A 26,401-nucleotide genomic window follows, 5' to 3' on the forward strand; every position below is an offset into this window, starting at 1 on the left:
TAACACCTTTGATAGCCCTTTGGTGTTTTTTTGTATAGTTTGGAAAGAACAGTATTTTACGTGAGATTTCCGGTTCTGGTGCAAAAATAAAACAAAAGAGAATAAAGCACATATATTCCTAACGGAATCGTATCTTATATTGCAAGTCCAAACAATTAATGGATGAATTCTTTTTGATTTTGGACAGACTGGTTCCGTAAAGTAATCTGTTCTTTTTTAATCATATGCATGGCTTCTACTCCAGAAAGAATGGATGTGGCTGTGTCAAGAGATTTAAGACCTAGCATAGAACGGATTCGCTTCTTTATAAAGCGACGATCTTGTTCTACTATGTTATTCAAGTACTTTTGTTGTCTAAGTCGCATACCGCTAGGTATGCTTTTTTCTTTTTTTAACTGTTCAATTGCTATGGGATAAGCTGGATTCTTATCGACTGTTATCACACGTGGCTTTGAAACATGAAAAGACCGCAAAGCTTTCTTGAAAAAGCGCCTTGCAGCCTTATGATCTCTTGTTTTACTTAGGCAAAAATCGATTGTGTTTCCGTTCGAATCAACAGCACGATACAGGTACATCCATTGACCTTTTACTTTGATATATGTTTCATCGACTCTTCAAGAGTCATTTATTTGTTTGAGGTAACGTCGGATCCGTTTGTCGAATTCAGGACCATACTGATGAACCTAACGCATAATCGTTGTATGAGAAATGGATAAACCACGTTCCTCCATCATTTCCACTAAATCAAGAAAACTTAGGTTGTACCGTTAATAAAATAATATCAGGCTGATAGTGCTTCCATTTGAACTAATTTTTCTTTTCCATACCGATCACACACCTTTTTAGAGTAATAGTATCAGTATGTCCAAGTTTTAGAGATTTCTTGTAATTACCTTGAAGTTTTTGCACCAGAACCCTTTTAAGCGCTTGCCTAAAACTTTGTACGTTTAGACAAAGATGAAAAAAACAGGATTACATGATAGCTGCTACTTTTCTATGATTGAAACTGTATTGAATGTATTTACTTGTTCCCTCATATCTTTAGTTAAATTTTTCCATTCATACCATATTTGTAATTCTTCTAGATTATCTGAATTAAACTCTGTATTTTCTCCATAAGACTTATTGAAGTGTAATACTACCATATAAGTTTCTGTTCCCGGTAAATCCTTAAATGTTGTAGCGTCTACAATCAAAATTATTTCTTCATAAGTTGGAATACGTACACGTCCTAATGAGATATCATCCTCGTATTGTACTTTGATTTTTTTATCATTTACTTTAATTTCTTTTATCTCTTTATCTTTATTGGTGGTAAACATCAAAACTTTCCCTTTTGGAATGGCTGGTAAAGAGGTGATTGGGCTGTCACTAGTAACCCCTCGATGATCAGTCTTTCTTAATACCCCTTTCTTCATAACACCTTCTGCTGTTTTTTGATCTATAATTAATACTTGCTTCCCGTCGCTTTCTGCTCTTTTTACCATATACAAATCATTTGATTTAATTTCACTTTTATGTTGATTTACTATCTCTTTTAATCTTTGTTCTTCTCCAATAATTATAGCCCCATTCCTTGGGTCTTGGGTCTTACCAAAAGAACATGCCCCTAATAACGACATAAAGACGATTCCTACCATACATAATTTGATTACTATTTTCATGTTTTGTTCTCCTAGTTGTTTATAAATAAACTACATTTCTTATATACAAAACCATCGGACCGTGAAGTAGTATTATAGTGAAAAAATTGTAACCCGTCAGGGGTTATTTGATATGCCTACTTTTAGGATGTCTATAAAAAATAATGAGAAACTACATGGGAAGATCCGCCTTTGTATAAACACATACCTTAAGTTGATGGATGTGTGGCGCTACCCCTTAATGAATTGGTATCCTCTAGTTTTCTAGTTGGACTATATCTCATTTCTTTTCGTTTTTAGATATTAATGTTTACCAAAATACCCCTAAATACATTCTTAACTTTTAATTAACTTGAAACATATATTTTTTATAACTTTTATGCACCGATAAGATAAGTCCCATCATTATCATATTTGAAAATAGTGAACTCCCTCCATATGATAAAAAAGGAAGTGCAATTCCTTTTACCGGCATCATCCCAACAATCATACCAATATTTTGGAAGATTTGTAGTGTTAAAACACTAATTGCCCCAGCACATAATAATGTACCAAACAGACTCTCTGCTGAATGAGCAATTATAGTTATTCGATATATAAGAAGTAACAAGACCAATATAACGAGAGATGCAATTATAAATCCGCCCTCTTCAGCGATAGTAGCAAAAATAAAATCAGTATGCTTTTCAGGAATATATACACTTCCTTGGCCGAATCCTTTTCCATGTAATTCACCACTTCCAACCGCTAAAAGAGATTGTTGCGTTTGGTACCCTTGGTCTACATTTTCAGCTGGATTTAGCCAACCTATAATACGTGATTGTTGGTGATCTTTTAACTTAGTAACTAATTCTTTAAAGAAAAAATCTGGATATTTTACGTATATAAATATTAACGTAGATAATATAGTTACCGGAATGGCTGCAAGAACTGCAATTAATTTCTTTTGAATCCCTGACATAAATAAAATACTTGCAATAGCTGCTGCATATAAGAACACCATACCTGTATCTGGCTGTTTATATACTAGAACAATAGGAGGGATTGAAACTAACATAATTTTCCCTACCAATAATACATCAGTTTTAAATGTCCGAATCATATATTGGGCGTTATGCTTTACTACTAAATTTGCGATAAATATAATTAGTGCAATTTTGAAAAACTCCGATGGTTGAATTTGACCGATGACAGGAAATTGAAACCATCTTTTTGCACCTAATTTAACGGGAGTAAACGTTGATTCCGGTAATATTTTTAATATAACAATTGATGCAAAACCAACAATATACAGTGGCCAAGATAACTTTTGCCATTGATCCCAATCAATACTTGCAACAATTATTAACAGTACAAAACCAATTATATAGTTCCTACCTTGCTGCAATGCAAAGTTTGTGCTTCCATACTGACCAGTTTGTTGACTACTATAAATTGCAGTGATACTAATAATACAAAACATGCATAAAATCGAAAGTAGTTTTTTATCTAAATTCCTTAATAATTCTATTATTTTATTCATGAAACTCTCCTAAAGTGCTCAATAAATTCCACTTATCATCATAATTACTAGCACTCTTCTTATAAATTTTCTAGGTATACAAAAAGATTATTTTGCTCAAAATTAATTCCCCTCAAATAAGGAAATTCTATATAACGTAATTAGTAACTATTTGGTATACATCTTTAAACCTTCGAAATGAATAAGCTTCATAGCGTGCCCCAATCCGAGATAATTGTCGTAAACAATTTGGATGTATACCTTTTGTATCAATATTTAACTATAAACCTTTTATATACTCTAAACGCTCAATTACCTTTAAAAAGGATTCTGGTGAAAATTAGCCAGATATTTCTTTTAACCAAGTTAAATATGTTTTTGAAGAGTTAGGCATAAGTTGAAGTAAACTACTTATTTTTTCTTTTTGTACAAGAGATAAAGAATTTGTAAGCGTTTTAAATACGGTTACTTCAGCTCTTTCACGTGTATATTGCTATTTCTATGACTGCCATTGAAGGAAGTATAACTTGCTAAGTGCGTAATTCTTGCCATGCTGCCGCAATGAGATATGTAGTATTCCCATTATTTAATGCATGAGATTGAAGAAATTTAGATAATCTATAGTTGTGAAATTTTGCAAACCATATTCTTTTCGAATTTCTTCTACATGTTCATACCTTGTAGCTTCCAGCTGGGCATAAAGTCTCCATTCTTTTGTACCTGTACCAATTTATCTCGCTACAAATTCTAAAAATTCGTTAGGAATGTGCTCAATATCTGATAAAGTCCAATCTAAATATCTTAAAACGCTTAATTGCATAGCAAAACCCAGTTGGTTATAGTTCCTTCGATGGCGATTAATGATTTTTTGTCATGCTGACTGAAGGTAAAGTATGTGCCTATTCTCCATTTGCTAATATCAGAGGGGATTTGCATATAATGCTTTCGTTCTTCTGCTGTAAGACGTTCTCGTACCCTCACATACATAAGAATTCCTCCCCTTTTTATTTATGATAAAGCTATGAAATATGATTTAAATTTCATATAATCACCATTTTATTGTCTCACATTTCCAAATTTCGCGTATCTAATAGATTATAATCTTGGAAAATGAAACCTAAATGAATACGGCGGAATAAAGCTAACTTATCATCATTCATCTGCACGATGTCTTCTCCAGTAATTAAAATCTCGGCATTAGTCACATTATAAATTGTAGAAAAGACGTTTAATAGCACCTTCTTACCAGACCCAGAAGGTCCCATACTTCCAATGAACTCACCTTCTTGCACTAGTAAGTTAATCTCTTTTAAAGCTTCACATTCATTTCCACCTGTGGCATATACTTTTTTTATATTTTTCACTTCTAATACTCTTTTCATCTCTATATTCCTCTCCCCTTCTATATTTTGCGAAAATATCTTCCCATCAAACTTATCCATTTAACTATTCTTATTCATATCGTAGGCAATCAACTGGATCCAATTTAGATGCTTTATTAGCCGGAAGTATACCAGCGGCAATCCCAATTGATATTGATATTCCAACAGATAGTAGACCGAGTTTTACAGAAATAATAAGTGGCCAGCTACCTATTAGTGCAGCTATCCAGGAAAAGATAATACCTAATCCAATACCAATCGCTCCGCCCAATGCTGTTAAAATACAAGCTTCAATGAGAAATTGCATTAATATTTCCCCTCTTGTTGCACCAAGTGCTTTTCGAACACCAATTTCACGCGTACGCTCTGTAACGGATATAAGCATGATATTCATCACACCAGCACCACCTACCATTAAAGACATCCCAGCGATACAAGCGAACACCATTTTCAACTCTCGGTCTGCTTTTTCTTGCCCTTGACTATTTGCTCCCGTATCCACCGCTGTAAATGGATGCTCGAATTCCGGTGATTTCAAATCATTTAATACAGATACAGCTTGTTTCTCTACAGTTTCTCTCTCACTAGGAGAAGATAACTTAATTTTCACTGTATCATACTCCTCAACCCCTGAAATCAGCGGGACATTATCAATAGGTGTATATCCTGCATACGATTTAAATTTCCGGTTCAAACCATCCTCATGTTTGTAAACCCCGACAATTTTATATGGTTTCCCTTTTATGTCTATATATAAATCATCTTTCCAAGTATCAAATACCTTTGTAAATAAATCTTCATGGATAATTACAATAGGAATTGTTTTTTTTAGCTCATCCTCTGTTAACTCACGTCCATGTACCATTTTTATTTTACTATCCTGCATAAAGTTACCTGTTCCCGCAAACAAATTAAAAGTAACATCTTGTGACCCCGTATATGCTTTTACGTTCATGCTCACAAATGGATACACATCCCTTACACCTGGGATCACTTGTAATTGCTTTACCATATCTGATGTAATTTTCGCCTTCTCTAATGGGAAATCCGGATTGTTATACTCTATATTAATTTCATCCATATGGTTGTTCTTCTCAAACTCTTTTTTCATCTTTGCAGTTTGCCCATCACCCATTGCAAGAATCGTAATAATCGCAACGATTCCAACAATAAGTCCCAGCATCGTTAAAATGGATCGCATTTTATGTGCAAAGATAGAAGATATAGCCATACGTATATTTTCATGTATATTCAAATTTATTCTCTCCAATCCTGAACAATGTTTCCGTCACGAATAACAATTCGACGTGCTGCGGCTTCCCCGATTTCACGATCGTGGGTAATCATAATAATTGTTGAGCCCTGTTTGTTTAATTCGTAAAATAGATTTACAATTTGTTCACCTGTTTTCGTATCTAGTGCACCTGTTGGTTCATCTGCCAAAATAAATTTCGGGTTATTTACAATTGCTCGTGCGACTGCAACACGCTGTTTTTGACCACCTGACAATTCATTTGGCATGTGGGTAGCGTGATTAGCTAAACCAACTTTCGTTAAAGCCGCAAATGAACGCTCTTGCCTTTCTTTTTTATCAACTCCAGCGTAAATAAGCGGTAATTCAACGTTTTGAAGTGCTGTAAGTCTCGGTAATAACATGAAGTTTTGGAATACGAATCCAATCTCTTTATTGCGAACATGTGCGAGTTCTGTTTCAGACATGTTTGAAATGTTTTGACCAGCTAATTCATACGTACCCGTCGTGGGCTTATCCAAGCAACCGATGATATTCATTAATGTAGATTTACCAGAACCAGACGGTCCCATGATAGAGGTAAAATCTCCTTGATTCAGAGTCACATCAATTCCATGTAAAATTTGAATAGATTCTGTACCATTTTGAAAAGATTTGGTAATTCCTTGTAAGTTAATCATTGCGTGGCAACCTCCATACCATCTTTTAGATCTACAGGAGGATTAGAGATAATCTGTTCCCCTTTTTTCACTCCAGAAACTTTTGCTTCGCTATTTGTTTCGAATTCAACCTTAACAGCTTGTTCTTTTGCTTTTCCGTCTTTTACAACAAAGACAACATTTTTATCCCCTTTTTTCAAGATACTGCTTTTCGGAACAATTGTACCAGTTGCTTCACCAGATTTACGCATTACATATACATGGAATCCGTTTTGTAATTCTTCATTATTATCTAATATAACAGTGAATGGATAGTTAGAAACTGTCTTGTTTTCATCCATACTTTTTAGTGGGGTAGAACCGATTTCTGTTACTTTTCCTGTCCAAGTCTTGCCAGCAACAGTTTTTGAGGAAACCGTTACTTCTTGTCCCACTTTCACGCTAGCAAGCTCGTATTCAGTTAGTTGACCTTTCACTTTAAACAGGCCATCGTGACAGAGTGTAATACCGCTCATACCGTTTTTTTCATTTGAAGTTGTAACAATATCATCAATGACACCATCGGCAGGGCTCGTTACAGAAAGTGTGTTTAACTTCTCTTTTGCTACTTTAATCATTTCATCAGCTTTTTCTACTTCAAACTTCTTCATTTCAAGTTGTGATTCTAATTGTTGAATTTCAATTTGTGATGCTTTTACTGCTTCCGCAGGAAGACCAGCATTTTTATCTTTTTGTAGTTTTTGTTTTGCTACATCAATTTGTTTTTGTTGTAATGTTACCTCTTTTTGTGCAATTCTCTTTTGCATTTCTGCTTCTGTTACGCCTTGTTTAACAGTTGGATCACTGTATTTAAACAGAAGCTGCCCTTTCTTTACTTCAGCCCCTTTTTGAACAGCTAATTCATACGTACCTTTTGTTGGATCAAATGGAATGGTTTCCATTCCATTTGGAATCACTTCACCAGCAAATTTTTGCTGATTCTCTATTTGTTTTTCTGTTACTTGATATACTTTAGAGGATATAACCGGTTCAGATCCCCCAGCAAACGTCATATACGCTCCAAATCCTATACCAATTGTTACCACACCAACGATGACTACTTTAGTTACTTTCTTCATATTATCCTCACTTTTTCCTATATTTTATTTTTGGAAACCATTATTTCTTTTTGGGTAATTAGTTAATTTTTTGGGGAATTCTATATAAATTAAATTTAAAAATATAAACATCTCCTTTTTTAAAATCATCGTGTTACAAAAAAACACTTTTTATTTCTAATTTCTCCTTGCCCTAACCTATGTATAGGATAGAAGAAATTAATTAAATAAAAAGTGGGGTAAAAATTAAATATTTATTAAATGTTTGAATTCTCGTCTTTTGGCAATCTCACTTCAAATATTGTTCTGATTTCATCACTTTGTGCAGAAATCTTCCCATTATGTTGTTCTACAATATTTTTTGCAATAAATAACCCAAGACCCGTACTGTTTTTCTGCACTGTTCTCGCTTTATCACCTGTATAAAACATATCGAAAAGATAGGGTAACGCTTCTTCAGGGATCATATCTCCGTAATTAACAATTTGTACAACAACGTCTCCCTCTTCACTGTATCCATTCATATCAACAAATTGTCCTTTATTTCCGTATCGAACGGCATTTGTTACAAGATTTTCAAATACTCGAGCTAACAAATTCCCGTCACCGTTGATAGTTAAATGAGGCTCAACATGTAATCTAGTTTCTAATTGATTCTTCTCAAATAATGGGTATAATTCCTCATCTAGCTGTATGAACAATTCACTTACATTAATGGATTTTTCATCTAATTTTTGCACGCCATAATTCATTCGTGTAATTTCAAACAACTCATCAATTAAACTCTCAAGTCGCTGTGATTTTGCAAATGCAATTGTAGAATAATAGTTAATCTGTTCCTTCGTTAAATTCTCCTCTTTGAGAATTAAATCTAAATAACCAAGCACAGATGTCAATGGCGTTCTTAAATCATGTGCTAAGTTTACAACAAGCTGATTTTTACTATTTTCAGCAAATTCTCCTCTTTCAACCGCCTTTTTTAATTTCTCACTCGCGATATTAATTTCACGTGCAATATCGCCAAATTCATCATTTGATGAAATAGAAACCTTATTTGTAAAATCTCCTTTAGCTAGATGATGAATGCCATTAGAAATTTTATCAAAATACTTTAAATATTGTTTTGTTAAAAAGAAAAAAAACAAAGTAGATAGTAGGGCGACGGAAATAAAAGAAAGATAAATATCTCCTCTAACCAGAAGTAAAATGTGTATATAATCTTCACGACTAAACATCATTCTTAAACAGAAACCTACTATTTTTACAAGCATATATGTAGCGCCAGCTGCTAGTACCATGCTTAGCGCAAACAAAGCAATCATTTTAAATCGAAAACTATTCATTATTTTAGCCATTGAAAGTATAGCCTACTCCCCATACCGTTTTTATTAACTTGTTCTTTCTTTTATCTTCCCCCATTTTTTTTCGTAAAGTACGAATATGCACCGTAACTGTAGTTCCTCCATCGTAATAATCATCTGCCCATACTTGCTGAAATATATTTTCAACACTAAATACTTTCTTCGGTTGACTCACTAATAAATATAAAATATCAAATTCTTTTGGAGTTAATTCAATTTGCTCTCCGTATACATGTACCGTTCGTCGCTCGAAATCAATAACAACACCACTTACTTCTAAAACAGGATTATTATTCTCTACTATTGGTTGATTTAACGTGTAAAATCTTCGAAGTTGTGCATTGACACGTGCAACTAATTCAGTTGGTGTAAAAGGCTTAGTCATATAATCATCTGCGCCTAGTACCAGACCTGTTACTTTATCAAAATCAGATGTTTTTGCACTTAAAAAGATAATAGGTACATTATACTTTTCACGGACTTTTCGTACTACTCCGTAACCATCTATTTTGGGCATCATAATATCTAATATAATTAAATCGATAGGCTTTGATTGCACAATACGAATTGCTTCTTCCCCATCAGTAGCTTTCACAACATGATAACCTTCTTTTTCTAAATGTATCCCAATTAACTCCGTAATTTCCACTTCATCATCAGCTATTAAAATTGTAATGGGTTTCATTTTATTCTCCATCACCTTTCACTTTCATACAATTTAAAACTTAATTACTCTATTTATGCCACCTGTAAAAGTACTAAAGTCGAATTCATTCTTTTGGGAGATAGTTTAAATTCCTATTATTCCTTTGAGAAGACAAATTATTTTAGTATTTTTTGAATGCTATGTGTTGCGCCAGGCTATACAGTTTCACGTTTCTACATCTCTATCCCCTCCTTAATCCAACACATATATAGGATAGAGAAAATTAATTAAATAAAATGTAGGGCATATATAAAATTTTTATTAAATTTTCTTTGTTGCAATCTTATTTCAAATCTAGATCTTAGTTCATTACTTTCAACAGAGATTGTTCACTTATACAATTCAAAAATAATTGAGCAAACCGCAATTTTAAGTCGGATTTAAAATAAAAGTAAGTCTATAACTCGAAATTACATATATCTCGGCAGTACCCCAAGTTCCTAAAAAGATGGTATAAAAAACAAAAAAATTATACAAACATTTGCCACTCATCAAAAATATCGTTTTGTTAACTTTTCGCATTTATAGAAACATCGCATATAATGCTGTGCACTTTACCAACAAGAGTGATAGGTATTTCTCTTATAAAAAAATGGTTCAGAAGTCTTTAAGTTAAAAACTCATGTCTCAAATCAATTCATATTTGAGGCATGGCAAATTCTAAAAATGGTAAACCCGATTCCAATCGTGATAAAAGTCTGTAACCAGATATTGAATAATACAGATAAAGAAAAGGTACCCATATATAGGTACCTTTTCTAATAGTTTTTTAGCAGAAGCAACTGCATCCGATAATGATTAATAGAATAAATAATATAACTAATAAAGCAAATCCTCCTGCAAAACCACAGCCTTTACCGTAACTACCACCATATCCCAAAATAGTTCCTCCTTTAGATAAGAGGAGGAAAACTCAGGGTTACTCATATTTTAACGGACTTAATTAATGAGTCTAACATATCTAATAAATCTTCATAGCTACTAATTGTTTCTTTCACATTACCCCTTCCGCCTGAATCTTACATTATAATTTTGCCAATAATTAAAATTATTAATGTTTCTTCGGAGTTAAAAACACTTTAAACTCAAACGAGTTGAAACTCCCTGTCTATTCTTATTTACGCTAATTTACCATGCATAAAGATACCTAATTTTCGTTTTATATTTATTGAAAAGTATTTATACTTTTTCTCAAATTTCAATTAAACAACCCGAAATACCCTTAGAATCAGAATTATATCTTTAATTTTCGGAATAATAATTACGATTGTTGCGGTAATATTATTACAAATCGAGAATGCAGGGATATAAAAAATACAGACTTTTCGTTTTTGTGTTAATTGCTTTTCTTAGCTTCATTAACGAGAAAAACAAATTCTCAACCCAGAAACCTTTTCTATACAATTACACTACTTTCCTCATCCCTAAATATTATTTAACTTGATTTAGTACGAATAAAAGGGATTAGCCCTTTTTCTATGTAGCAAAGCTTCTTCTTTACTACATAGATTTTCTCCCTTTATTTCCTAAATTCAATACGTATCACCACGATTATTTGAGCCGCTACCCCTAAAATATTAAATAATAAAGTTGAAGTAAGATCAGAAGTAATACAATTACTTTCTGAGCGAATAAAGGTATTAAAGTCTGTCACCCTTTCTCATTAACATCAGAGAATAGTAACGTGCTTTTAGCTTCAAAAATAGTCCAGATCCTTAAGGTGATGGATGTGGATGCTCCCACTATAAACCTAGTAAATTATTATGTGTTTGATACACAAAAACCCAGTCATACCTTATACATAACTGGGTTCTTCACCGCTCAGTAACCTTTTTACTTCACAAGAACTACATCCCGTAATTCTCTCTTCAACACTTTTCCTAAAGCATTTTTCGGTAACTCTTCTATGAATACAACTTCAGGTATTTTGTAACTTGCTAATTTCCCCTTACAATATTGCACAATACTTTCTTCTGTTAATGTTGTTTTAATATCCTTCACAATATACGCTCTTGGAATCTCTCCCCAAAAATCATCCAAAATTCCAACTACTGCTACTTCTAAAATCCCATCTATTTCATGAATAACATCCTCCACTTGATCTGGATATACGTTGTCACCACCGCGTACTATAACGTCTTTATATCTTCCCATAATATGTAGGAATCCATCCTCATCTATCATGCCGGCATCACCCATGTTAAACCAATTATCTTTTACTACCTTTTTTGTCGCCATTTCATTATTCCAATATCCTTTAAACATGTATGGACTGCTTACATGAATCTCTCCAACTTCATTTGTTGTTAGTTCATCACCTGTTTCTGGATGAACAATTTTCAACTCTACATGCTTCAAAGTTTTCCCTACAGAAGACATTTTTTCTTTCCCCATCATTGGATGCCAAAAAGTTACTACCCAGCCTTCTGTACTACCATAACCTTGCACCATGTATATTCCTTTTTCCATATATTTTTGAATAAGTGTTTCTGGCACTTTTGTACCACCACTTTGCGCTACTTTAAAGGTTGAAATATTGCGCTCTTTTTTATCTAATTCATCAAGCATGTAACTATAAACAGTTGGGAACGCAAGCATCGTAGTAATGTTCTCTTCTTCAATCTTATCCCAAATAAGAGTAGGATTCGAATCAGCTAAAAAGATCATCGTAACACCATAATAAATACAATTTAAAATAGCAAGCACACCACTCATATGAAACAATGGGTGCACCGATAAAAAGCGTTCACCTGCTGGAATTTCTTCTTTCCCCGCAACCTCAGTAAAATAATGATGTAAGTTTTTATGTCCAATCACACATGCTTTTGCCTGCCCAGTCGTTCCTGAAGTAAATAAGTAAATGGCATCATCATCTTCATGAATTTCTACGTTTGGTTCTACAATTGGCTGTTCTTGTAATTTTAATTCAACTGAACCAAAGCCTTCTTTTGTCGTTTCAATTACATAGGGAATTTCTTTAACTGCATCAATCTTTAATACAACTTCACTAAATTCTTCATCAATAACTAATATTTTTAATTTCGCATCTTTTACAATCGTTTCCAATTCGTAAATAGTAAGCTGATGGTTTAGCGGAATGAATACCGCTCCAATTTTTAAGCTTGCTATTATAATGCTTGGAAACGGGTGATTATTTTTGCATAGTATTCCTATACGATCGCCTCTTTGCACACCATTATGTAACAAATAATGTGCAAGCTGATTTACTCGTTCATTATATTGCTGAAACCTATACCTTTTCCCTCCTCCTACAAGTGCTTCCAAATTTGGTGATTGCATTGCTCTTTTTTGTAATAATTGTCGCATCGTTCTCAAGTAAAACTCCCCCTTATATATGTTAGGTTTTTATTTCACTAGATTAATTATTTATTTATTAAATATTAAACTTAGTTAATATAAAAGTTGAAAATAACTATTATTTACTATTTAAAAAATTAGTAGGTTTTAGTTCCTATTTTATTGACTTAATATCAAAAAATTTATTATTTATAAACAATTCTAAAATACGAATAAACAGTTAACACATAATATCCGAAATAAATTATGCAATATACACCGCTACTAATTAAAATAGGAATTATGATATTAAATATAGGCATGTTGCTTATTACTGGTAAAGCAAATAAGCTATGAACAAGTCCGATTATCACGGGTAAAATAAAACTAAAACGAACTTGTTTTGAAATTGACTTTCTTACCTCTTTTTTCGTAACACCAATCTTACGAAGAGTCTCATAATATCTCTGATTAGCATGCGCTTCAGATAATTGTTTGTAATAGATAATAGAACCTGTTGCCAGTACAAATACAACCCCTAAAAAACCTCCAATAAATAACATAGTCCCATACGTCTCCATAACATCTAAATTTGTTTTATAGAAAGTATTGATTTTAATATCATCATCAGCAGGTACTATCTTTAATAAACCTTCTGTCAACTCTTTACTTTCCTTTTGTTGCGTTACATCAATATTTTTCACAATATAGGTCTGATGTGTTAGCTTAACCCTTTCATAGAGCTGATCAGGTACAATGACAACCAAATCTCCTAAATTTGTTAGTTTACGCATTTCCATACCCTGAATGACAGATATTTTCGGCTCAACTTCAAGGGGTAATTGAAGTCTATTTCCCTTTTCAAAATTCTTATCAGGCTGTAGATTATATATAACTACTTCTCCTGGATTTAATTTGACCTTCTTCACTCCTAAATTTTTAGCATTCTTATTCAAAATAGATTGGGACATAAGCTGAAAATCATATGCTATTTTATAAGGAGGGTTGGGTAGACTTGTATTTCCTTCTTCCTCAAAAGCCCCTCCCTTAACTGATACCATTTCAACTTCAAAATCACGGATAATTGAATTTGTTTTCTTGTTCTCTTCGAAAACACCCTGTATGCGCTTTTCAATTGCATCATCTTGTTTTTCATATGAAAAACTGTACGGTGCCTTGTTTTTTGCTTCAGCTTGTCCATAAAAATATGCCGATGTAACAGTCCCAATTGCTGTTAAAGCTACGGCACTTAATATAGCAATTGTCGCAAGTAACTTTGCATTTCCTTTTACTCGATATAATGACTGTGAAATGTTCAGTATGCTCATACCATTATAAAACATTGTCCTTTTACTTCTCATTTTCTTTAATATAACAACTGTATAAGACGTGAATAATAAATATGTCCCAAGAACAATTGCAATCAAAATAATAGCCGGGATATACATAGGTTTCTGATACGTAGGGATCTGTAAAAATTTTATGATTTCATGAATAAAAAAGGCAGACAAATAACCTAATCCTATTAAAATAATGCTCATGTATGCAATGATCCTAGATACTTTTGGCATACTTTCCCCTTGATGATTAGCTTGAAACATCTCAATTAAAGAAAATTGATAAATTACGCGAGAGTTTTTCCAAGCCGTATATAATAAAATAGCTAAAAAGACTACGGATGTGTCTATCAGCGCCTTTATAGAAAACTCAAAATGAACGGGCACCTTTAATTTCATTAAACTCATTAGTATTTCAAAAGCTAACTTTGAACTCCAACTGCCAATTATTACTCCAATTACTAAAGCTACGCTCCCCATTATTATGGTTTCACAAAATAACATTGTACCGATTTGTTTTTTAGTTATACCTAGTAAAGAGTATAACCCTACTTCTTTTTTACGCTTCTTTATAAAGAAATTGGTAGAGTAAATAATAAATATGGCAATAAAAACAATAAGAACTACTTTTGCAGATTGAAGAAGGTTCTTAGTCTCCACGCTATTAGTCAATGCTGCATTTAATTGTGTATTATAGCGAAGTGATGCAAACATAAAATAGATAACTATACTTGCAGTTAGGGATGCAAAATAGAGTATATACTCTTTAAGATTACGTCGTATATTCCGTTGAATGATATCAAATAACGTCATCAATTGCACCTCCAGAAATGACGGACATTACGTCAACTACTTGTTGGAAGAACTGTTTACGTGTTAATTCCCCGCGATGTAACTCTTTACACAACTCACCATCTTTAATGAAAACCACTCGTTTACAGTAACTTGCCGCAAACGAGTCATGCGTTACCATTAAAATGGTTGAGTTATCCTGTTCATTTAATGACTTCATACTTTCTAATAAATCTGTTGCTGACTTAGAATCAAGTGCTCCTGTTGGCTCGTCTCCAAAAATCATACCTGGATTTGTAATCATTGCACGAGATGCTGCGCAACGCTGCTTCTGTCCTCCAGATACTTGGTATGGGAATTGATTTAAAATATGATCAATCCCAAACTTCTTCGCAATTTCCAAAACGCGTGGATCAATTTCTCTCGCTTCCACTTTTGATAGCGCAAGTGGAAGCGCAATATTCTCTTTCACCGTTAGCGTATCTAATAAATTAAAATCTTGGAAAATGAAACCTAAATGATTCCGGCGAAATAACGCCAGCTTATCATCATTCATCTTCCCGATGTCTTCTCCATCAATGAAAATCTCACCATTCGTCACATTATCAATTGTTGAAAGAACGTTTAGTAGCGTCGTCTTACCGGATCCAGAAGGTCCCATAATGCCAACGAAATCACCTTCTTGCACTTGTAAGTTAATCCCTTTTAAAGCCTCAAATTTATTTCCACCTGTGTCGTATACTTTTTTTATCTTTTTTGCTTCTAATACTGTTTTCATTTCTATTCTCCCTTGATTCAATACTTATATATAGGATATAGATAAGTAATTAAATAAAAAGTAGGGAAAATATTAAATTTTTATTAATTTTTTAATCTCCTTCCATTTTGCAATCTTATTTCAAACCTTGCTCTTAGTTCATTATTTTAAGTGGAGACTATCTACATGAATCGCATTTACCGCATAAATGCATCGATACAAAAGAACGTTCAATGCATAAATAGCAATATAACCTCTTTTGATATTGTAAAGAGGTTTTTCTTTTCAATGAGGTTTTCTTTACATACTGTTTATGCTAATCCTCAAATCGAGGTGAATACAATTTTATAGCATGTAAAATATATGATTAATATAGTACATTATTCTTCAATTACAGTAAAAAAACACCAATCTGAGTATCCCGAAAGTATGGCAATGATAAAATCTTTGTAGCCTTAACGGGGTAACGCCATACATCCAACAACTTAAAACATATGTTTATACAAAGACTGATATTTCCATGTAGTTTTTTTATTATTATATATATATCATCAAAGTAGGCATATCAAATAACCCCAATTGGGTTTCAATTTTTTCACTATAACTATGCTACCTGATCAATAGAAGTTATATACTCATAAACGACACTCAAAATATCAAAGACCGTTTTTTTCTCATATCTGCGAGATTTTCGTCCGTTGCACTGTAGAAGGTTAAACAGACGAAGGAAAATCTTTGATAATTCTTAGCTGTTCTTATGTAATGCTTGATGAAAAAGTAAGAAATAATCTTTAATCATGTATATCACTTTATATTCACTTAGTTCTTTCTGTTTCTTACGTAACAAGAGTTCCCTCATTTTAAACATAGTAGAAGTTGAAGGACATAAAAGGAAGAAATACATCCTTTATAAAAGAAAAAAGCAATCAAATTTAAATTGATTGCTTTTTAAAAATTTATAGTAAAGGAGAAATGAGTCGCATGACAGATTCGAGATTTGTTTTTAGGAATAATTAGGACATTCCCTATTGAATTGTTCTTGTCATGTATTATACTTTTGAAGAAATACTTTTACTTTCTCCTTTCATACCTAGCCTTATATGAGATTCGTGTTCCTCGGACCGGTGTTTTACCTCCAGCTTCCTTCAGATTCCGCGTCGCCACAGACACCCTTGCACCCTATAGTTCATACACATGCCGGGCGCACATTAAAAAAGCGTTTGAAGGGTTAATGCCTTCAAACGCTTTTCTATTTCCATTTCAGGAGCTACGCGTAATGATTATTTAATTGTACTTTTGAAGAAATGCTTTTACTTTCTCCTTGGCAAACTGAACACTCAAACTACCTGGATTTGCATCATAGCCGTGATCGATTTTTGGAAAAAGATAAAATTCATGCTCTACACCGCTCTTAGCCAGTTTCTCGTCCAATATAGTAGCTTGCTCTACAGGAACAATACGATCCCCCGATCCTAAAAACGTAATAGTTGGTGGCGTTTTTTCCTGGATATGGCTTATTGGTGAAAGTGTCTTATAACGCTCAGGATATTCAGAAGGTGTCCCCCCTTTATACTCTTTCATAACCTCTTGGACATAGCCTGGACTAGGGTTATTCTGATAAATCTTTGTCATATCTGATGGTCCATAGAGATTAATTACTCCATTAATTGGTACATCAGGAACATTCGTTGTTGGTGGCAAATGTTTATCTCCCATACTATACGCGGCAAGCATAGCTAGATTTCCACCTGCTGATTGACCCATTAAATTTATTTTTTTAGGATCGATTTTGTAAGTATCCGCATGTTCTACTACCCATCCTATTGCTGATTTCACATCACCTACTTCATCTTTCCAATTTGCTTCAGGAGGCATACGATATCGGACATCAAAAACAGTGTACCCTTGATCATTCATCCACTGATTCCAGTCTATAACCTGACCTTTATCTCCTCCTACCCAACCACCCCCATGTATTTGAACAATGGCAGGTGTTAAAACATCATCTGATTTTGTCTTTGCTGGCCACACATCAAGCTTTAATTCTAAGCCATCCTTAGTTTTCCCATACACTACATCTACACTAGGCTTTGTTGATATATTTTTCTTATAGAAAAAATGAGAACTAAGAGAAACTGGTACATTCTCGTTTTTAGCATAGTTTTTCATACTACTAATGGGCTGCACTATTAAAAAAATTTGTAATACAAGAATAGGAATTAAAATCGTACGAGCAATTAAGGCACGCTTCCAAAAAGAAAGGGCTAATAAAACTATTATTATTAATGTTGTATCTACTAGAATATTTGTAGGATTGAACAACGGACGTATCGAACTCAACATTGCAAGTTGACTCATTATTTTATCAACATTACTTGGATTAAAAAGATAGTATGCCAGTATAATGGAAAAAATACATACTATCACAGACAGAATTGTAAGCAGCCACTGAAGGTAACCTCTAGGGCGCCAAGTTAAATTTATTTTTGTCTGATTCATCTTCTCTGTACCTCCTATATTATACTTTATTGAATCTACGTCAAAATTTTAGACACACTCCAACTTGAGTTAATCGTGTTTGGATGCGTTATGGATAGGAATTATAGACTCATATTGACAAGAATTTTACATTGACTTCGATCTTTCGTTAATGCTTCAAAGCCTTTTTCTACGATATCTTCTAAAGCAATTTGACTTGTAATGACGGCTTGTCCATCAATCACACCACGTGCAAGTAATCGAATCACTTCAGGGAAAATGTTTACATAAGCGAATGATCCACTAATTTTCACTTCAGGAGAAACCACCGCATTTGGGTTGAATTCAACTGGTCTTTCCCATACGCTAACGATTTTAAATTCACCGCCTGGATGAACAGCACTTACGCCACTTGTAAAGGTTGCTTGAACACCTGCTGCATCATAAGCAACATCAACCCCACCATTTGTTTTTTCATGAATAAATGCTACAGCGTCTGTGTCCATTGGATTGATGACATACGTTGCGCCCAATTCAAGCGCTTTTTGGCGCCGTTCATCGGAAACCTCCACTACAAAGATTTCACTTGCCCCTGCAGCTTTCACAGCTTGCAGGACTAATAAGCCAATTGGACCTGCTCCAAAAATGGCAGCTGTATCACCAAGCTTCAATTGACTCTGACGAACAGCGTGGACCGCTACAGCTGTCGGTTCGACAAGTGCTCCTAGCTCTAAACTCATTTGATCAGGAAGTTGGTAGATATTATCTTCTCGCACCACTGCGTATTCAGCAAATCCCCCTGAAATCGTATAACCATAAGATTGCTTGCGTTTACATAAGTTTGAATAGCCGCGATTACAGTTATCACATTTGCCACAAGTAACTGGTGGCTCAATTACAACACGATCTCCTACTTTTCTATGTGTTACACCTTCTGCGACTTCCACAACCACTCCGGCAAATTCATGTCCTAATACAGGGTGTGTACGGAACGCATAAGCACCTCCAACATACTCATGTAAATCACTGCCACATATACCTGTAAAAGCTACTTTCACTTTCACCATTCCTTGCTCTAATGCTGGCAATTGTGCTTCCTCTACTCGAATATCTTTTATGCCATAAAATTTTGCTGCTTTCATTGCGATTACCTTCTTTATTATTTTTTGTTTGAAGACTATTTAACACGAAGTTGACCGCAAGATTTGCAATCTGTTCGGGTGTTGAATGTAATGAAGAAAGATTTTAAATGGGTTATTCAGTGAGTACATTAACGCCCCTGTGATAAAGTTCAGCACGGCACCAATGGAATCAAAGGGAATGGTTCATCACTCTTGACAAGCATATACCGGAAGTTAACCATTGAGCTGTACTTGCGTTCACGCCAAATTCTGAAATAATACTTGGTAAAGCCACATTCATGACCGTCTCACTAATTAAACATATAAAGTTTCCTAACACTAAAATCATAAGTATTAACTTATTTTGGCTACTTATCTTTTTTTATTTGTGTCATAAAATTACTCCTATTTCTCTGTTAATCATTTTTAGTAAGTAATTTTAAAATTTGTTCACTAACTGTGATCATAGGTAAAGGGTCTTGTTTAGACAGAGAAAGAACATAGGCTCCCTCAGCCCAAGCTTGTCGTAAAGTTTCATTTGAAACCGACACTTCACTGGACATTGCCTCTAATGATATATTTGTATCATTTTACATTATTCTAATCATACTTCGGCTTAGTTCCTTTACTAACCCAAACCGCTAAGCTTACCATTCCCAGCCAACAACTAAATGCTAAAATAAACATTAATGATGGTACTGATAGCTCCGGAATCTGCAACTTATGCTTCCCAACAATTGTTTGGAAAAGTTGAGACCACTCGACATTGTAGTAAATTCCAACCATCACAATTACAACCAATACAAAGAATTGCATGCATATATTCCCAATGTTTTTCCATGTTGTGTAAAAGAGTAAGGAAAGCTCTCTGTGTGAAGGACTAAGGGTATATGCTTTCAAATTACTTTGAGAAGAAAGCAAATTAATTGTAGCGCTACCAATTGTTACACTAAGGATAATAAATATTGGCGAATAGAATCCGAATAACATTAAAAATGTGCTTAATATAAAAATATATACTGGATTTAGCTTCTTAGTAATTTTATTATTGTTTAATAATGGAGACATTAAAATCCCTAATAAATAAGGACCAACCAGAATGAAAATAACAGTCAAAATGTTATAAAATGTAAAACTATAGAATATTCCTATCAGAAATAAATAACCATTTCCTAATCCAAGTAAAAACGATAGTGCTTTTAGTTTAATTGGTAAAGATGATGAAAGTTTGTGAAAAAAGTTACCTCTTAACAGACTCAAAAGCATAAAACAAATAAGTGCTATAACTATAAGAAAGATAAAGAATATAATTTGTTCATTATTTATATCACGACTTGTTCGTAGCAAGATAACGAACAAAGAAAATAAGAGAAATCTTCCGACTGCCCACATGATTGGAATGAAAGACATTTCTTTGACTTTCTCAATTGCGGGCATTTTTTTTAAAGTAAAAAGTATGCAAATTAAGCAAACTCCGTATATAAAAGTTAGTAGTGGCAAGTTTACGAAGCGAATTGCCAAAAGAGTTGCAATTAGCAAGATAAAAACAATAAAAATAATTATTGCTTGAGGATTTTTGTTGGATCCTTTCCCGCTACGTTCTGAAAATCGAAATAATAAAGTGGTTGTCATTGAAGGAATCGCACTAATTGAAAATCCAGAAACTAAGGCGCTTCCTGCAAGCCATGAGGAATAACCTCCCCCAAAAGCAACACTAATTATCGATACAATCGTAATAAAAACAGACCAATATAAAGAGCGTTGAATACCGATCTTACTAACTATAGGTATCCAAATAAAAACTCCTGTCATATATGTAGTGTAGTACAAGATAGATGGCCAATACCCTTCAAATCCATTTGCTAGTTGCAATCCATATACAATGTAAAAAAGCATTGGTGTAAAGACGGTACTTAAAAGTAGACTAAATGAAAATAAAATTTGGAGCACAGACCATTTTTCTTTATTAATATGTATCATATAACACCTCACTACTTTTGCTATTTGTAGAACTTGTGGTTGTAATATTCATTTATTGATTTTTCACCTACTTTTTTATGTTTAATATATTTTAATACAAAGAATTACTTACAATATTATACACAGAGCTAGATAGCTAGTAAAAGGTAAGAATCAATTTTCAGTAGTTGTATAATTAAGCTACTAAAAGGAGAAATGTAGATGAAAAATAATGAGGAGCATCTGGATTTAAGCGTTAGACGTATACCTCTGTTGTTATCAATTTCTATATGACCATCTAATAGGGGGCACCATACATACCCATCAAGCTAACATTTTGAATTGCACCCAAAATGAAAATTTTATTATTTTACAATATAAATTAAACTTAAAATTATAAACATCTCCTTTCTAAAATCATCGTGTTACAAAAAAACACTTTTTATTTCTAATTTCTTCTTGACCTAACCTATGTATAGGATAGAAGAAATTTATTAAATAAAAAGTGGGGTAAATATTAAATATTTATTAAATGTTTGAATTCTCTTCTTTTGGCAATCGCACTTCAAATATTGTTCTGATTTCATCACTTTGTGCAGAAATCTTCCCATTATGTTGCTCAACAATATTTTTAGCAATAAATAATCCAAGACCCGTACTGTTTTTCTGTACTGTTCTTGCTTTATCACCTGTATAAAACATATCGAAAAGATAGGGCAACTCTTCTTCTGGAATGCTATCTCCATAATTAACAATCTGTACAACAACGTCTCCATCTTCACTGTATCCATTCATATCAACAAATTGTCCTTTATTTCCGTATCGAACGGCATTTGTTACAAGATTTTCAAATACTCGAGCTAACAAATTCCCGTCACCGTTGATAGTTAAATGAGGCTCAACATGTAATCTAGTTTCTAATTGATTCTTCTCAAATAATGGGTATAATTCCTCATCTAGCTGTATGAACAATTCACTTACATTAATGGATTTTTTATCTAATTTTTGCACGCCATAATTCATTCGTGTAATTTCAAACAACTCATCAATTAAACTCTCAAGTCGCTGTGATTTTGCAAATGCAATTGTAGAATAATAGTTAATCTGTTCCTTCGTTAAATTCTCCTCTTTGAGAATTAAATCTAAATAACCAAGTACAGATGTCAATGGCGTTCTTAAATCATGTGCTAAGTTTACAACAAGCTGATTTTTACTATTTTCAGCAAATTCTCCTCTTTCAACCGCCTCTTTTAATTTCTCACTCGCGATATTAATTTCGCGTGCAATATCGCCAAATTCATCATTTGATGGAATATAAACTTTATTTGTAAAATCACCTTTAGAGAGATGATGAATACCATTAGAAATTTCATCAAAATACTTTAAGTATGGTTTTGTTAAAAAGAAAAAAAACAAAACACATAATAAAATAAAGGGAATTAAAAAATAAAATAACGTAAATTCTCCAAATGCCATTCCAGTTTTCCTAAATTGTTCTAAAAGATTTTCATGAAGTACCATTGTTTTAAAATAAAATACCCCTTTATACATCATATATGTGACGACAGCTGCTAGTACCACGCTTAGCACAAACAAGGCAATCATTTTCAATCGAAAACTTCTCATTATTTTAATCATTGAAAGTATAACCTACTCCCCATATCGTTTTTATTAACTTGTTCTTTCTTTTATCTTCTCCAAGTTTCTTTCGTAAAGTGCGAATATGTACCGCAACTGTATTATAGTTATAATAATCATTTGTCCATACTTGCTGAAAAATATTTTCAAGACTATATACTTGCTTTGGATGACTCGCCAATAAATATAAAATATCGAACTCTTTTGGAGTTAATTCCATTTGCTCTCCGTATACATGTACCGTTCGCCTCTCAAAATCAATCACAACGCGGCTTGCCTCTAAAACGGATTTATTCTCCTCTACTTTCGGCTGATTTAGCTTAAGAAGTTTTTAAAATCATCGTGTTATAAAAACCCGGCGCATGCTGTGCGCAATAAAAAAACCACTTTTTATTTCTAATTCCTCCTTGACCTAACCTATGTATAGGATAGAAGAAATTAATTAAATAAAAAGTGGGGTGAAAATTAAATATTTATTAAACTTTTGAATTCTCTTCTTTTGGCAATCTCACTTCAAATATTGTTCTCATTACATTACTTTCAGCAGAAATCTTCCCATTATGTTGCTCAACAATATTTTTAGCAATAAATAATCCAAGACCTGTACTGTTTTTCTGCACTGTTCTTGCTTTATCACCTGTATAAAACATATCGAAAAGATAGGGCAACTCTTCTTCTGGAATGCTATCTCCATAATTAACAATCTGTACAACAACGTCTCCATCTTCACTGTATCCGTTCATATCAACAAATTGTCCTTTATTTCCGTATCGAACCGCATTTGTTACAAGATTTTCAAATACTCGAGCTAACAAATTCCCATCACCGTTAATATATAAATGAGGTTTAAGATTTAATCTCACTTCTAATTGATTTTTCTCCAGCAATGGGTATAATTGCTCATCTAGCTGTATGAGCAATTCACTTATATTAATGGATTTTTTATCCAATTTTTGTACACCATAATTCATTCGTGTAATTTCAAACAACTCATCAATTAAACTCTCAAGTCGCTTTGATTTTGCAAATGCAATTGTAGAAAAATAGTTAATCTGTTCCTTCGTTAAATTCTCCTCTTTGAGAATTAAATCTAAATAACCTAGTACAGATGTTAATGGTGTTCTTAAATCATGAGCTAGGTTAACAATAAGCTGATCTTTACTACTTTCAGCAAAGTCTCCTCTTTCAACCGCCTCTTTTAATTTTTCACTCGCAATATTAATTTCGCGTGCAATATCGCTAAATTCATCATTTGATGAGATATGGACTTTATTTGTAAAATCTCCTTTTGCAAGATGATGAATACCATTGGAAATTTCATCAAAATACTTTAAGTATGGTTTTGTCAAAAAGAAAAAAAACAAAGTAGCTAGTAGGGTGGCGGTGGCGGAAATAAAAGAAAGATAATTACCTCCTCCAACCAGATACAAAATTCTTCCATACTCTTCATGACTAAACATCATTCTTAAACAGAAACCTACTATTTTAACAAGTATATATGTAGCGCCACCTGCTAATACCATACTTAGCGCAAACAAAGTAATCATTTTAGATCGAAAACTTTTCATTATTTTAGCCATTGAAAGTATAACCTACTCCCCATATCGTTTTTATTAACTTGTTCTTTCTTCTATCTTCTCCAAGTTTCTTTCGTAAAGTACGAATATGTACCGTAACTGTATTATTGTTATCATCATAATAGTCATTTGTCCATACTTGCTGAAAAATATTTTCAAGACTATATACTTTCTTTGGATGACTCGCCAATAAATATAAAATATCGAACTCTTTTGGAGTTAATTCTATTTGCTCTCCATATACATGTACCGTTCGTTTCTCAAAATCAATAACAACGCCGCCTACCTCTAAAACAGATTTATTCTCCTCTTCTACTTTCGATTGATTTAACGTAAGAAATCGGCGAAGTTGGGCATTCACACGTGCAACTAATTCAATTGGCGTAAAATGTTTCGTCATATAATCATCTGCACCTATTACAAGACCTGTCACTTTATCAAAATCAGATGTTTTTGCGCTTAAGAAAATGATCGGTATATGATGTTTGGCACGGATTTGACGCGTCACCTCATAACCATCCATTTTCGGCATCATGATGTCTAACACGACTAAATCGATTGGCTGCGATTGAATAATTCGAATTGCCTCTTCTCCATCAGTTGCTTTCACAACCTGGTATCCTTCTTTTTTTAAATGTATCCCAATTAACTCAGTAATTTCCACTTCATCATCAGCTATTAAAACTGGAATCGGATTCATTTTATTCCTCATCTCCTTTCACTTTCATATGCTCCAATTTAAAACATGATTGCTGTATTTATGCCATCTGTAAAAGTACTAATGTGTAATTCATTCTTTTTGGAGATAGTTTAAATTCCTTTTATTCCCCTAAAGAGACAAATTCTTTTAGTATTTTTTGAATGGATATGTACGTTGCACCAGGCTACCTTAATTTTATCTTTTATAAGTGCATACTTTTTCTACCACTGGAAAATAAGCCGTTAATTTGTCTTTATCTTGTACCATTTTTTGTTTTTGATTAAAATTGTTTCCATAATCAATGTTTATCCACTCATTATCAAGCCAAATGTATGTCCCTGAATTTTTATATTCTTTTGATATTTTTTGAGTATGCATCTCTATTAACCATATAGTTTTCTTTTTTTGGTTTCTAGATTAACTTCGATTTTCTTATCAAACTGGTAAGAAACCGGACAATTATTGTCATTATCCGCTAATCTCCAATTCCCATTCAATTCTTTATTACTACATCCAATTAGTAATACACTAAAACTAATTGGAAAGATTAATATTTTGATTTTCTTCATTATACATTTACCTTTCATCATCACTTTTTTATTTAATGTTTAGTTAAGTACAAATCCTTCGTTAACAGAAAGTTGTTATATCAATTCCAACACATATATAGCATAGAGAAAATTAATTAAATAAAAAGTAGGGCAAATATAAAATTTTTATTTAATTTTATAACTCTCTTCTTTTTGCAATCTTATTTCATTACTTTTAGCAGAGCCTGTCCACTTATACAGTTCAAAAATACTCTTAGTAACATTTCATCCATGGTATCTTCATTATTATATAAAATATATGCTTAAAAATATCTTTCTATAAATGATTAAAAGAATAACTATAATAAGTTCCTTGAAAACTAACAACCGTTTAAAAAGTACACTTTTCTAGTTTAAGATTGATTGGAAAATTATATTTCATTACTACTATAAATTTATCGGAATATAGTAAATTATATTCCGATTTAAATGCTGATTAATAAGTAATAATCCCATATTCTTCTGTATTTACCTATATCTATAATTTCACCAATTTATTATGAAATAAATATTGATTTAAAACTGTCTCTTATACACATCTGACGCTGCCGACG

At 33.0% G+C, this 26,401-nt stretch carries 17 protein-coding genes and 5 pseudogenes; all 22 read right to left on the minus strand.

From position 1 onward, the window contains the following. Positions 1 to 155: 155 nt before the first annotated feature. The 22 genes and pseudogenes from JDS99_RS22830 to JDS99_RS22935 all read right to left on the minus strand — a co-directional run bounded on the left by JDS99_RS22830 (position 156) and on the right by JDS99_RS22935 (position 25,257). Positions 156 to 780, minus strand: a pseudogene (locus JDS99_RS22830) (IS6 family transposase). A 206-nt stretch (positions 781 to 986) separates the two neighbouring features. Beyond that, on the minus strand, positions 987 to 1,664 hold the full coding sequence (locus tag JDS99_RS22835; protein ID WP_199695770.1) for a lipoprotein BA_5634 family protein: 678 nt from the start codon (positions 1,662 to 1,664) through the stop codon (positions 987 to 989). A gap of 322 nt (positions 1,665 to 1,986) precedes the next feature. Next, positions 1,987 to 3,165, minus strand: a complete 1,179-nt coding sequence (locus JDS99_RS22840) for an FtsW/RodA/SpoVE family cell cycle protein (RefSeq protein WP_199695771.1) — start codon at positions 3,163 to 3,165, stop codon at positions 1,987 to 1,989. Positions 3,166 to 3,295: 130 nt separating this feature from the next. Beyond that, positions 3,296 to 4,131, minus strand: a pseudogene (locus JDS99_RS32600) (DUF4158 domain-containing protein); the annotation flags it as partial. A gap of 95 nt (positions 4,132 to 4,226) precedes the next feature. Then, positions 4,227 to 4,526 (minus strand): annotated as a pseudogene (locus tag JDS99_RS22850) (ATP-binding cassette domain-containing protein); the annotation flags it as partial. Between the two features lie 70 nt (positions 4,527 to 4,596). Beyond that, positions 4,597 to 5,781 (minus strand): ABC transporter permease, encoded by a 1,185-nt coding sequence (locus JDS99_RS22855; protein WP_199695773.1) that lies wholly within the window; start codon positions 5,779 to 5,781, stop codon positions 4,597 to 4,599. Positions 5,782 to 5,783: 2 nt separating this feature from the next. Next, the gene (locus JDS99_RS22860; RefSeq protein WP_199695774.1) at positions 5,784 to 6,458 is read right to left on the minus strand and encodes an ABC transporter ATP-binding protein; all 675 of its coding nucleotides are present in this window, start codon (positions 6,456 to 6,458) and stop codon (positions 5,784 to 5,786) included. Then, on the minus strand, positions 6,455 to 7,555 hold the full coding sequence (locus JDS99_RS22865; RefSeq protein WP_199695775.1) for an efflux RND transporter periplasmic adaptor subunit: 1,101 nt from the start codon (positions 7,553 to 7,555) through the stop codon (positions 6,455 to 6,457). Before JDS99_RS22865 ends, JDS99_RS22860 begins: the two co-directional genes overlap by 4 nt. Positions 7,556 to 7,791: 236 nt before the next feature. Continuing rightward, the gene (locus JDS99_RS22870) at positions 7,792 to 8,889 is read right to left on the minus strand and encodes a HAMP domain-containing sensor histidine kinase (RefSeq protein ID WP_199695776.1); all 1,098 of its coding nucleotides are present in this window, start codon (positions 8,887 to 8,889) and stop codon (positions 7,792 to 7,794) included. Next, entirely contained in the window at positions 8,882 to 9,580 is a 699-nt protein-coding gene (locus tag JDS99_RS22875; protein WP_199695777.1) for a response regulator transcription factor, read from the minus strand. Before JDS99_RS22875 ends, JDS99_RS22870 begins: the two co-directional genes overlap by 8 nt. 790 nt (positions 9,581 to 10,370) lie before the next feature. Beyond that, positions 10,371 to 10,481: a YjcZ family sporulation protein gene (locus tag JDS99_RS22880; protein ID WP_199695778.1), complete on the minus strand. Its 111-nt coding sequence runs from the start codon at positions 10,479 to 10,481 to the stop codon at positions 10,371 to 10,373. A 953-nt stretch (positions 10,482 to 11,434) separates the two neighbouring features. Then, positions 11,435 to 12,937 (minus strand): class I adenylate-forming enzyme family protein, encoded by a 1,503-nt coding sequence (locus JDS99_RS22885; RefSeq protein ID WP_199695779.1) that lies wholly within the window; start codon positions 12,935 to 12,937, stop codon positions 11,435 to 11,437. 167 nt (positions 12,938 to 13,104) lie between these two features. Then, entirely contained in the window at positions 13,105 to 15,048 is a 1,944-nt protein-coding gene (locus tag JDS99_RS22890) for an ABC transporter permease (RefSeq protein WP_199695780.1), read from the minus strand. Next, the gene (locus tag JDS99_RS22895; RefSeq protein ID WP_199695781.1) at positions 15,035 to 15,805 is read right to left on the minus strand and encodes an ABC transporter ATP-binding protein; all 771 of its coding nucleotides are present in this window, start codon (positions 15,803 to 15,805) and stop codon (positions 15,035 to 15,037) included. Before JDS99_RS22895 ends, JDS99_RS22890 begins: the two co-directional genes overlap by 14 nt. A 583-nt stretch (positions 15,806 to 16,388) precedes the next feature. Beyond that, a pseudogene (locus JDS99_RS22900) lies at positions 16,389 to 16,676 on the minus strand (IS4 family transposase); the annotation flags it as partial. Positions 16,677 to 17,068: 392 nt separating this feature from the next. Next, on the minus strand, positions 17,069 to 18,283 hold the full coding sequence (locus JDS99_RS22905; protein ID WP_199695782.1) for an alpha/beta hydrolase: 1,215 nt from the start codon (positions 18,281 to 18,283) through the stop codon (positions 17,069 to 17,071). 101 nt (positions 18,284 to 18,384) lie between these two features. Further along, positions 18,385 to 19,404 carry a 2,3-butanediol dehydrogenase gene (locus JDS99_RS22910; RefSeq protein ID WP_199695783.1) on the minus strand — a complete coding sequence of 340 codons (1,020 nt, stop codon included), beginning with the start codon at positions 19,402 to 19,404 and terminating at the stop codon, positions 18,385 to 18,387. Between the two features lie 579 nt (positions 19,405 to 19,983). Further along, a complete protein-coding gene (locus JDS99_RS22915; protein ID WP_199695788.1) occupies positions 19,984 to 21,279 on the minus strand; it encodes a hypothetical protein in 1,296 nt (431 codons plus the stop codon). A gap of 591 nt (positions 21,280 to 21,870) precedes the next feature. Further along, complete coding sequence (locus JDS99_RS22920; protein ID WP_199695784.1) at positions 21,871 to 22,980, minus strand: sensor histidine kinase; 1,110 nt, start codon at positions 22,978 to 22,980, stop codon at positions 21,871 to 21,873. Further along, a pseudogene (locus JDS99_RS22925) lies at positions 22,973 to 23,311 on the minus strand (winged helix-turn-helix domain-containing protein); the annotation flags it as partial. The pseudogene JDS99_RS22925 and the gene JDS99_RS22920, both read right to left, overlap by 8 nt. Positions 23,312 to 23,456: 145 nt before the next feature. After that, positions 23,457 to 24,560 carry a sensor histidine kinase gene (locus JDS99_RS22930; protein WP_199695785.1) on the minus strand — a complete coding sequence of 368 codons (1,104 nt, stop codon included), beginning with the start codon at positions 24,558 to 24,560 and terminating at the stop codon, positions 23,457 to 23,459. Further along, positions 24,553 to 25,257, minus strand: coding sequence for a response regulator transcription factor (locus tag JDS99_RS22935; protein ID WP_199695786.1), 705 nt, complete (start codon positions 25,255 to 25,257; stop codon positions 24,553 to 24,555). The genes JDS99_RS22930 and JDS99_RS22935 overlap by 8 nt, the downstream gene beginning before the upstream one ends. Positions 25,258 to 26,401 lie beyond the last annotated feature (1,144 nt).

The sequence above is a fragment of the Bacillus cereus group sp. N6 genome (genome assembly GCF_016483705.1).
In the GTDB taxonomy this organism is placed as follows: domain Bacteria; phylum Bacillota; class Bacilli; order Bacillales; family Bacillaceae_G; genus Bacillus_A; species Bacillus_A wiedmannii.

Bases quoted from the DNA above. Each gene is read 5' to 3' on its own strand.
- JDS99_RS22835 (WP_199695770.1), bottom strand. From the start codon at position 1,664: ATGAAAATAGTAATCAAATTATGTATGGTAGGAATCGTCTTTATGTCG.
- JDS99_RS22840 (WP_199695771.1), bottom strand. From the start codon at position 3,165: ATGAATAAAATAATAGAATTATTAAGGAATTTAGATAAAAAACTACTT.
- JDS99_RS22860 (WP_199695774.1), bottom strand. From the start codon at position 6,458: ATGATTAACTTACAAGGAATTACCAAATCTTTTCAAAATGGTACAGAA.
- JDS99_RS22865 (WP_199695775.1), bottom strand. From the start codon at position 7,555: ATGAAGAAAGTAACTAAAGTAGTCATCGTTGGTGTGGTAACAATTGGT.
- JDS99_RS22870 (WP_199695776.1), bottom strand. From the start codon at position 8,889: ATGGCTAAAATAATGAATAGTTTTCGATTTAAAATGATTGCTTTGTTT.
- JDS99_RS22875 (WP_199695777.1), bottom strand. From the start codon at position 9,580: ATGAAACCCATTACAATTTTAATAGCTGATGATGAAGTGGAAATTACG.
- JDS99_RS22890 (WP_199695780.1), bottom strand. From the start codon at position 15,048: ATGACGTTATTTGATATCATTCAACGGAATATACGACGTAATCTTAAA.
- JDS99_RS22895 (WP_199695781.1), bottom strand. From the start codon at position 15,805: ATGAAAACAGTATTAGAAGCAAAAAAGATAAAAAAAGTATACGACACA.
- JDS99_RS22905 (WP_199695782.1), bottom strand. From the start codon at position 18,283: ATGAATCAGACAAAAATAAATTTAACTTGGCGCCCTAGAGGTTACCTT.
- JDS99_RS22910 (WP_199695783.1), bottom strand. From the start codon at position 19,404: ATGAAAGCAGCAAAATTTTATGGCATAAAAGATATTCGAGTAGAGGAA.
- JDS99_RS22915 (WP_199695788.1), bottom strand. From the start codon at position 21,279: ATGCTTTTTTACATTGTATATGGATTGCAACTAGCAAATGGATTTGAA.
- JDS99_RS22920 (WP_199695784.1), bottom strand. From the start codon at position 22,980: ATGATTAAAATAATGAGAAGTTTTCGATTGAAAATGATTGCCTTGTTT.
- JDS99_RS22930 (WP_199695785.1), bottom strand. From the start codon at position 24,560: ATGGCTAAAATAATGAAAAGTTTTCGATCTAAAATGATTACTTTGTTT.
- JDS99_RS22935 (WP_199695786.1), bottom strand. From the start codon at position 25,257: ATGAATCCGATTCCAGTTTTAATAGCTGATGATGAAGTGGAAATTACT.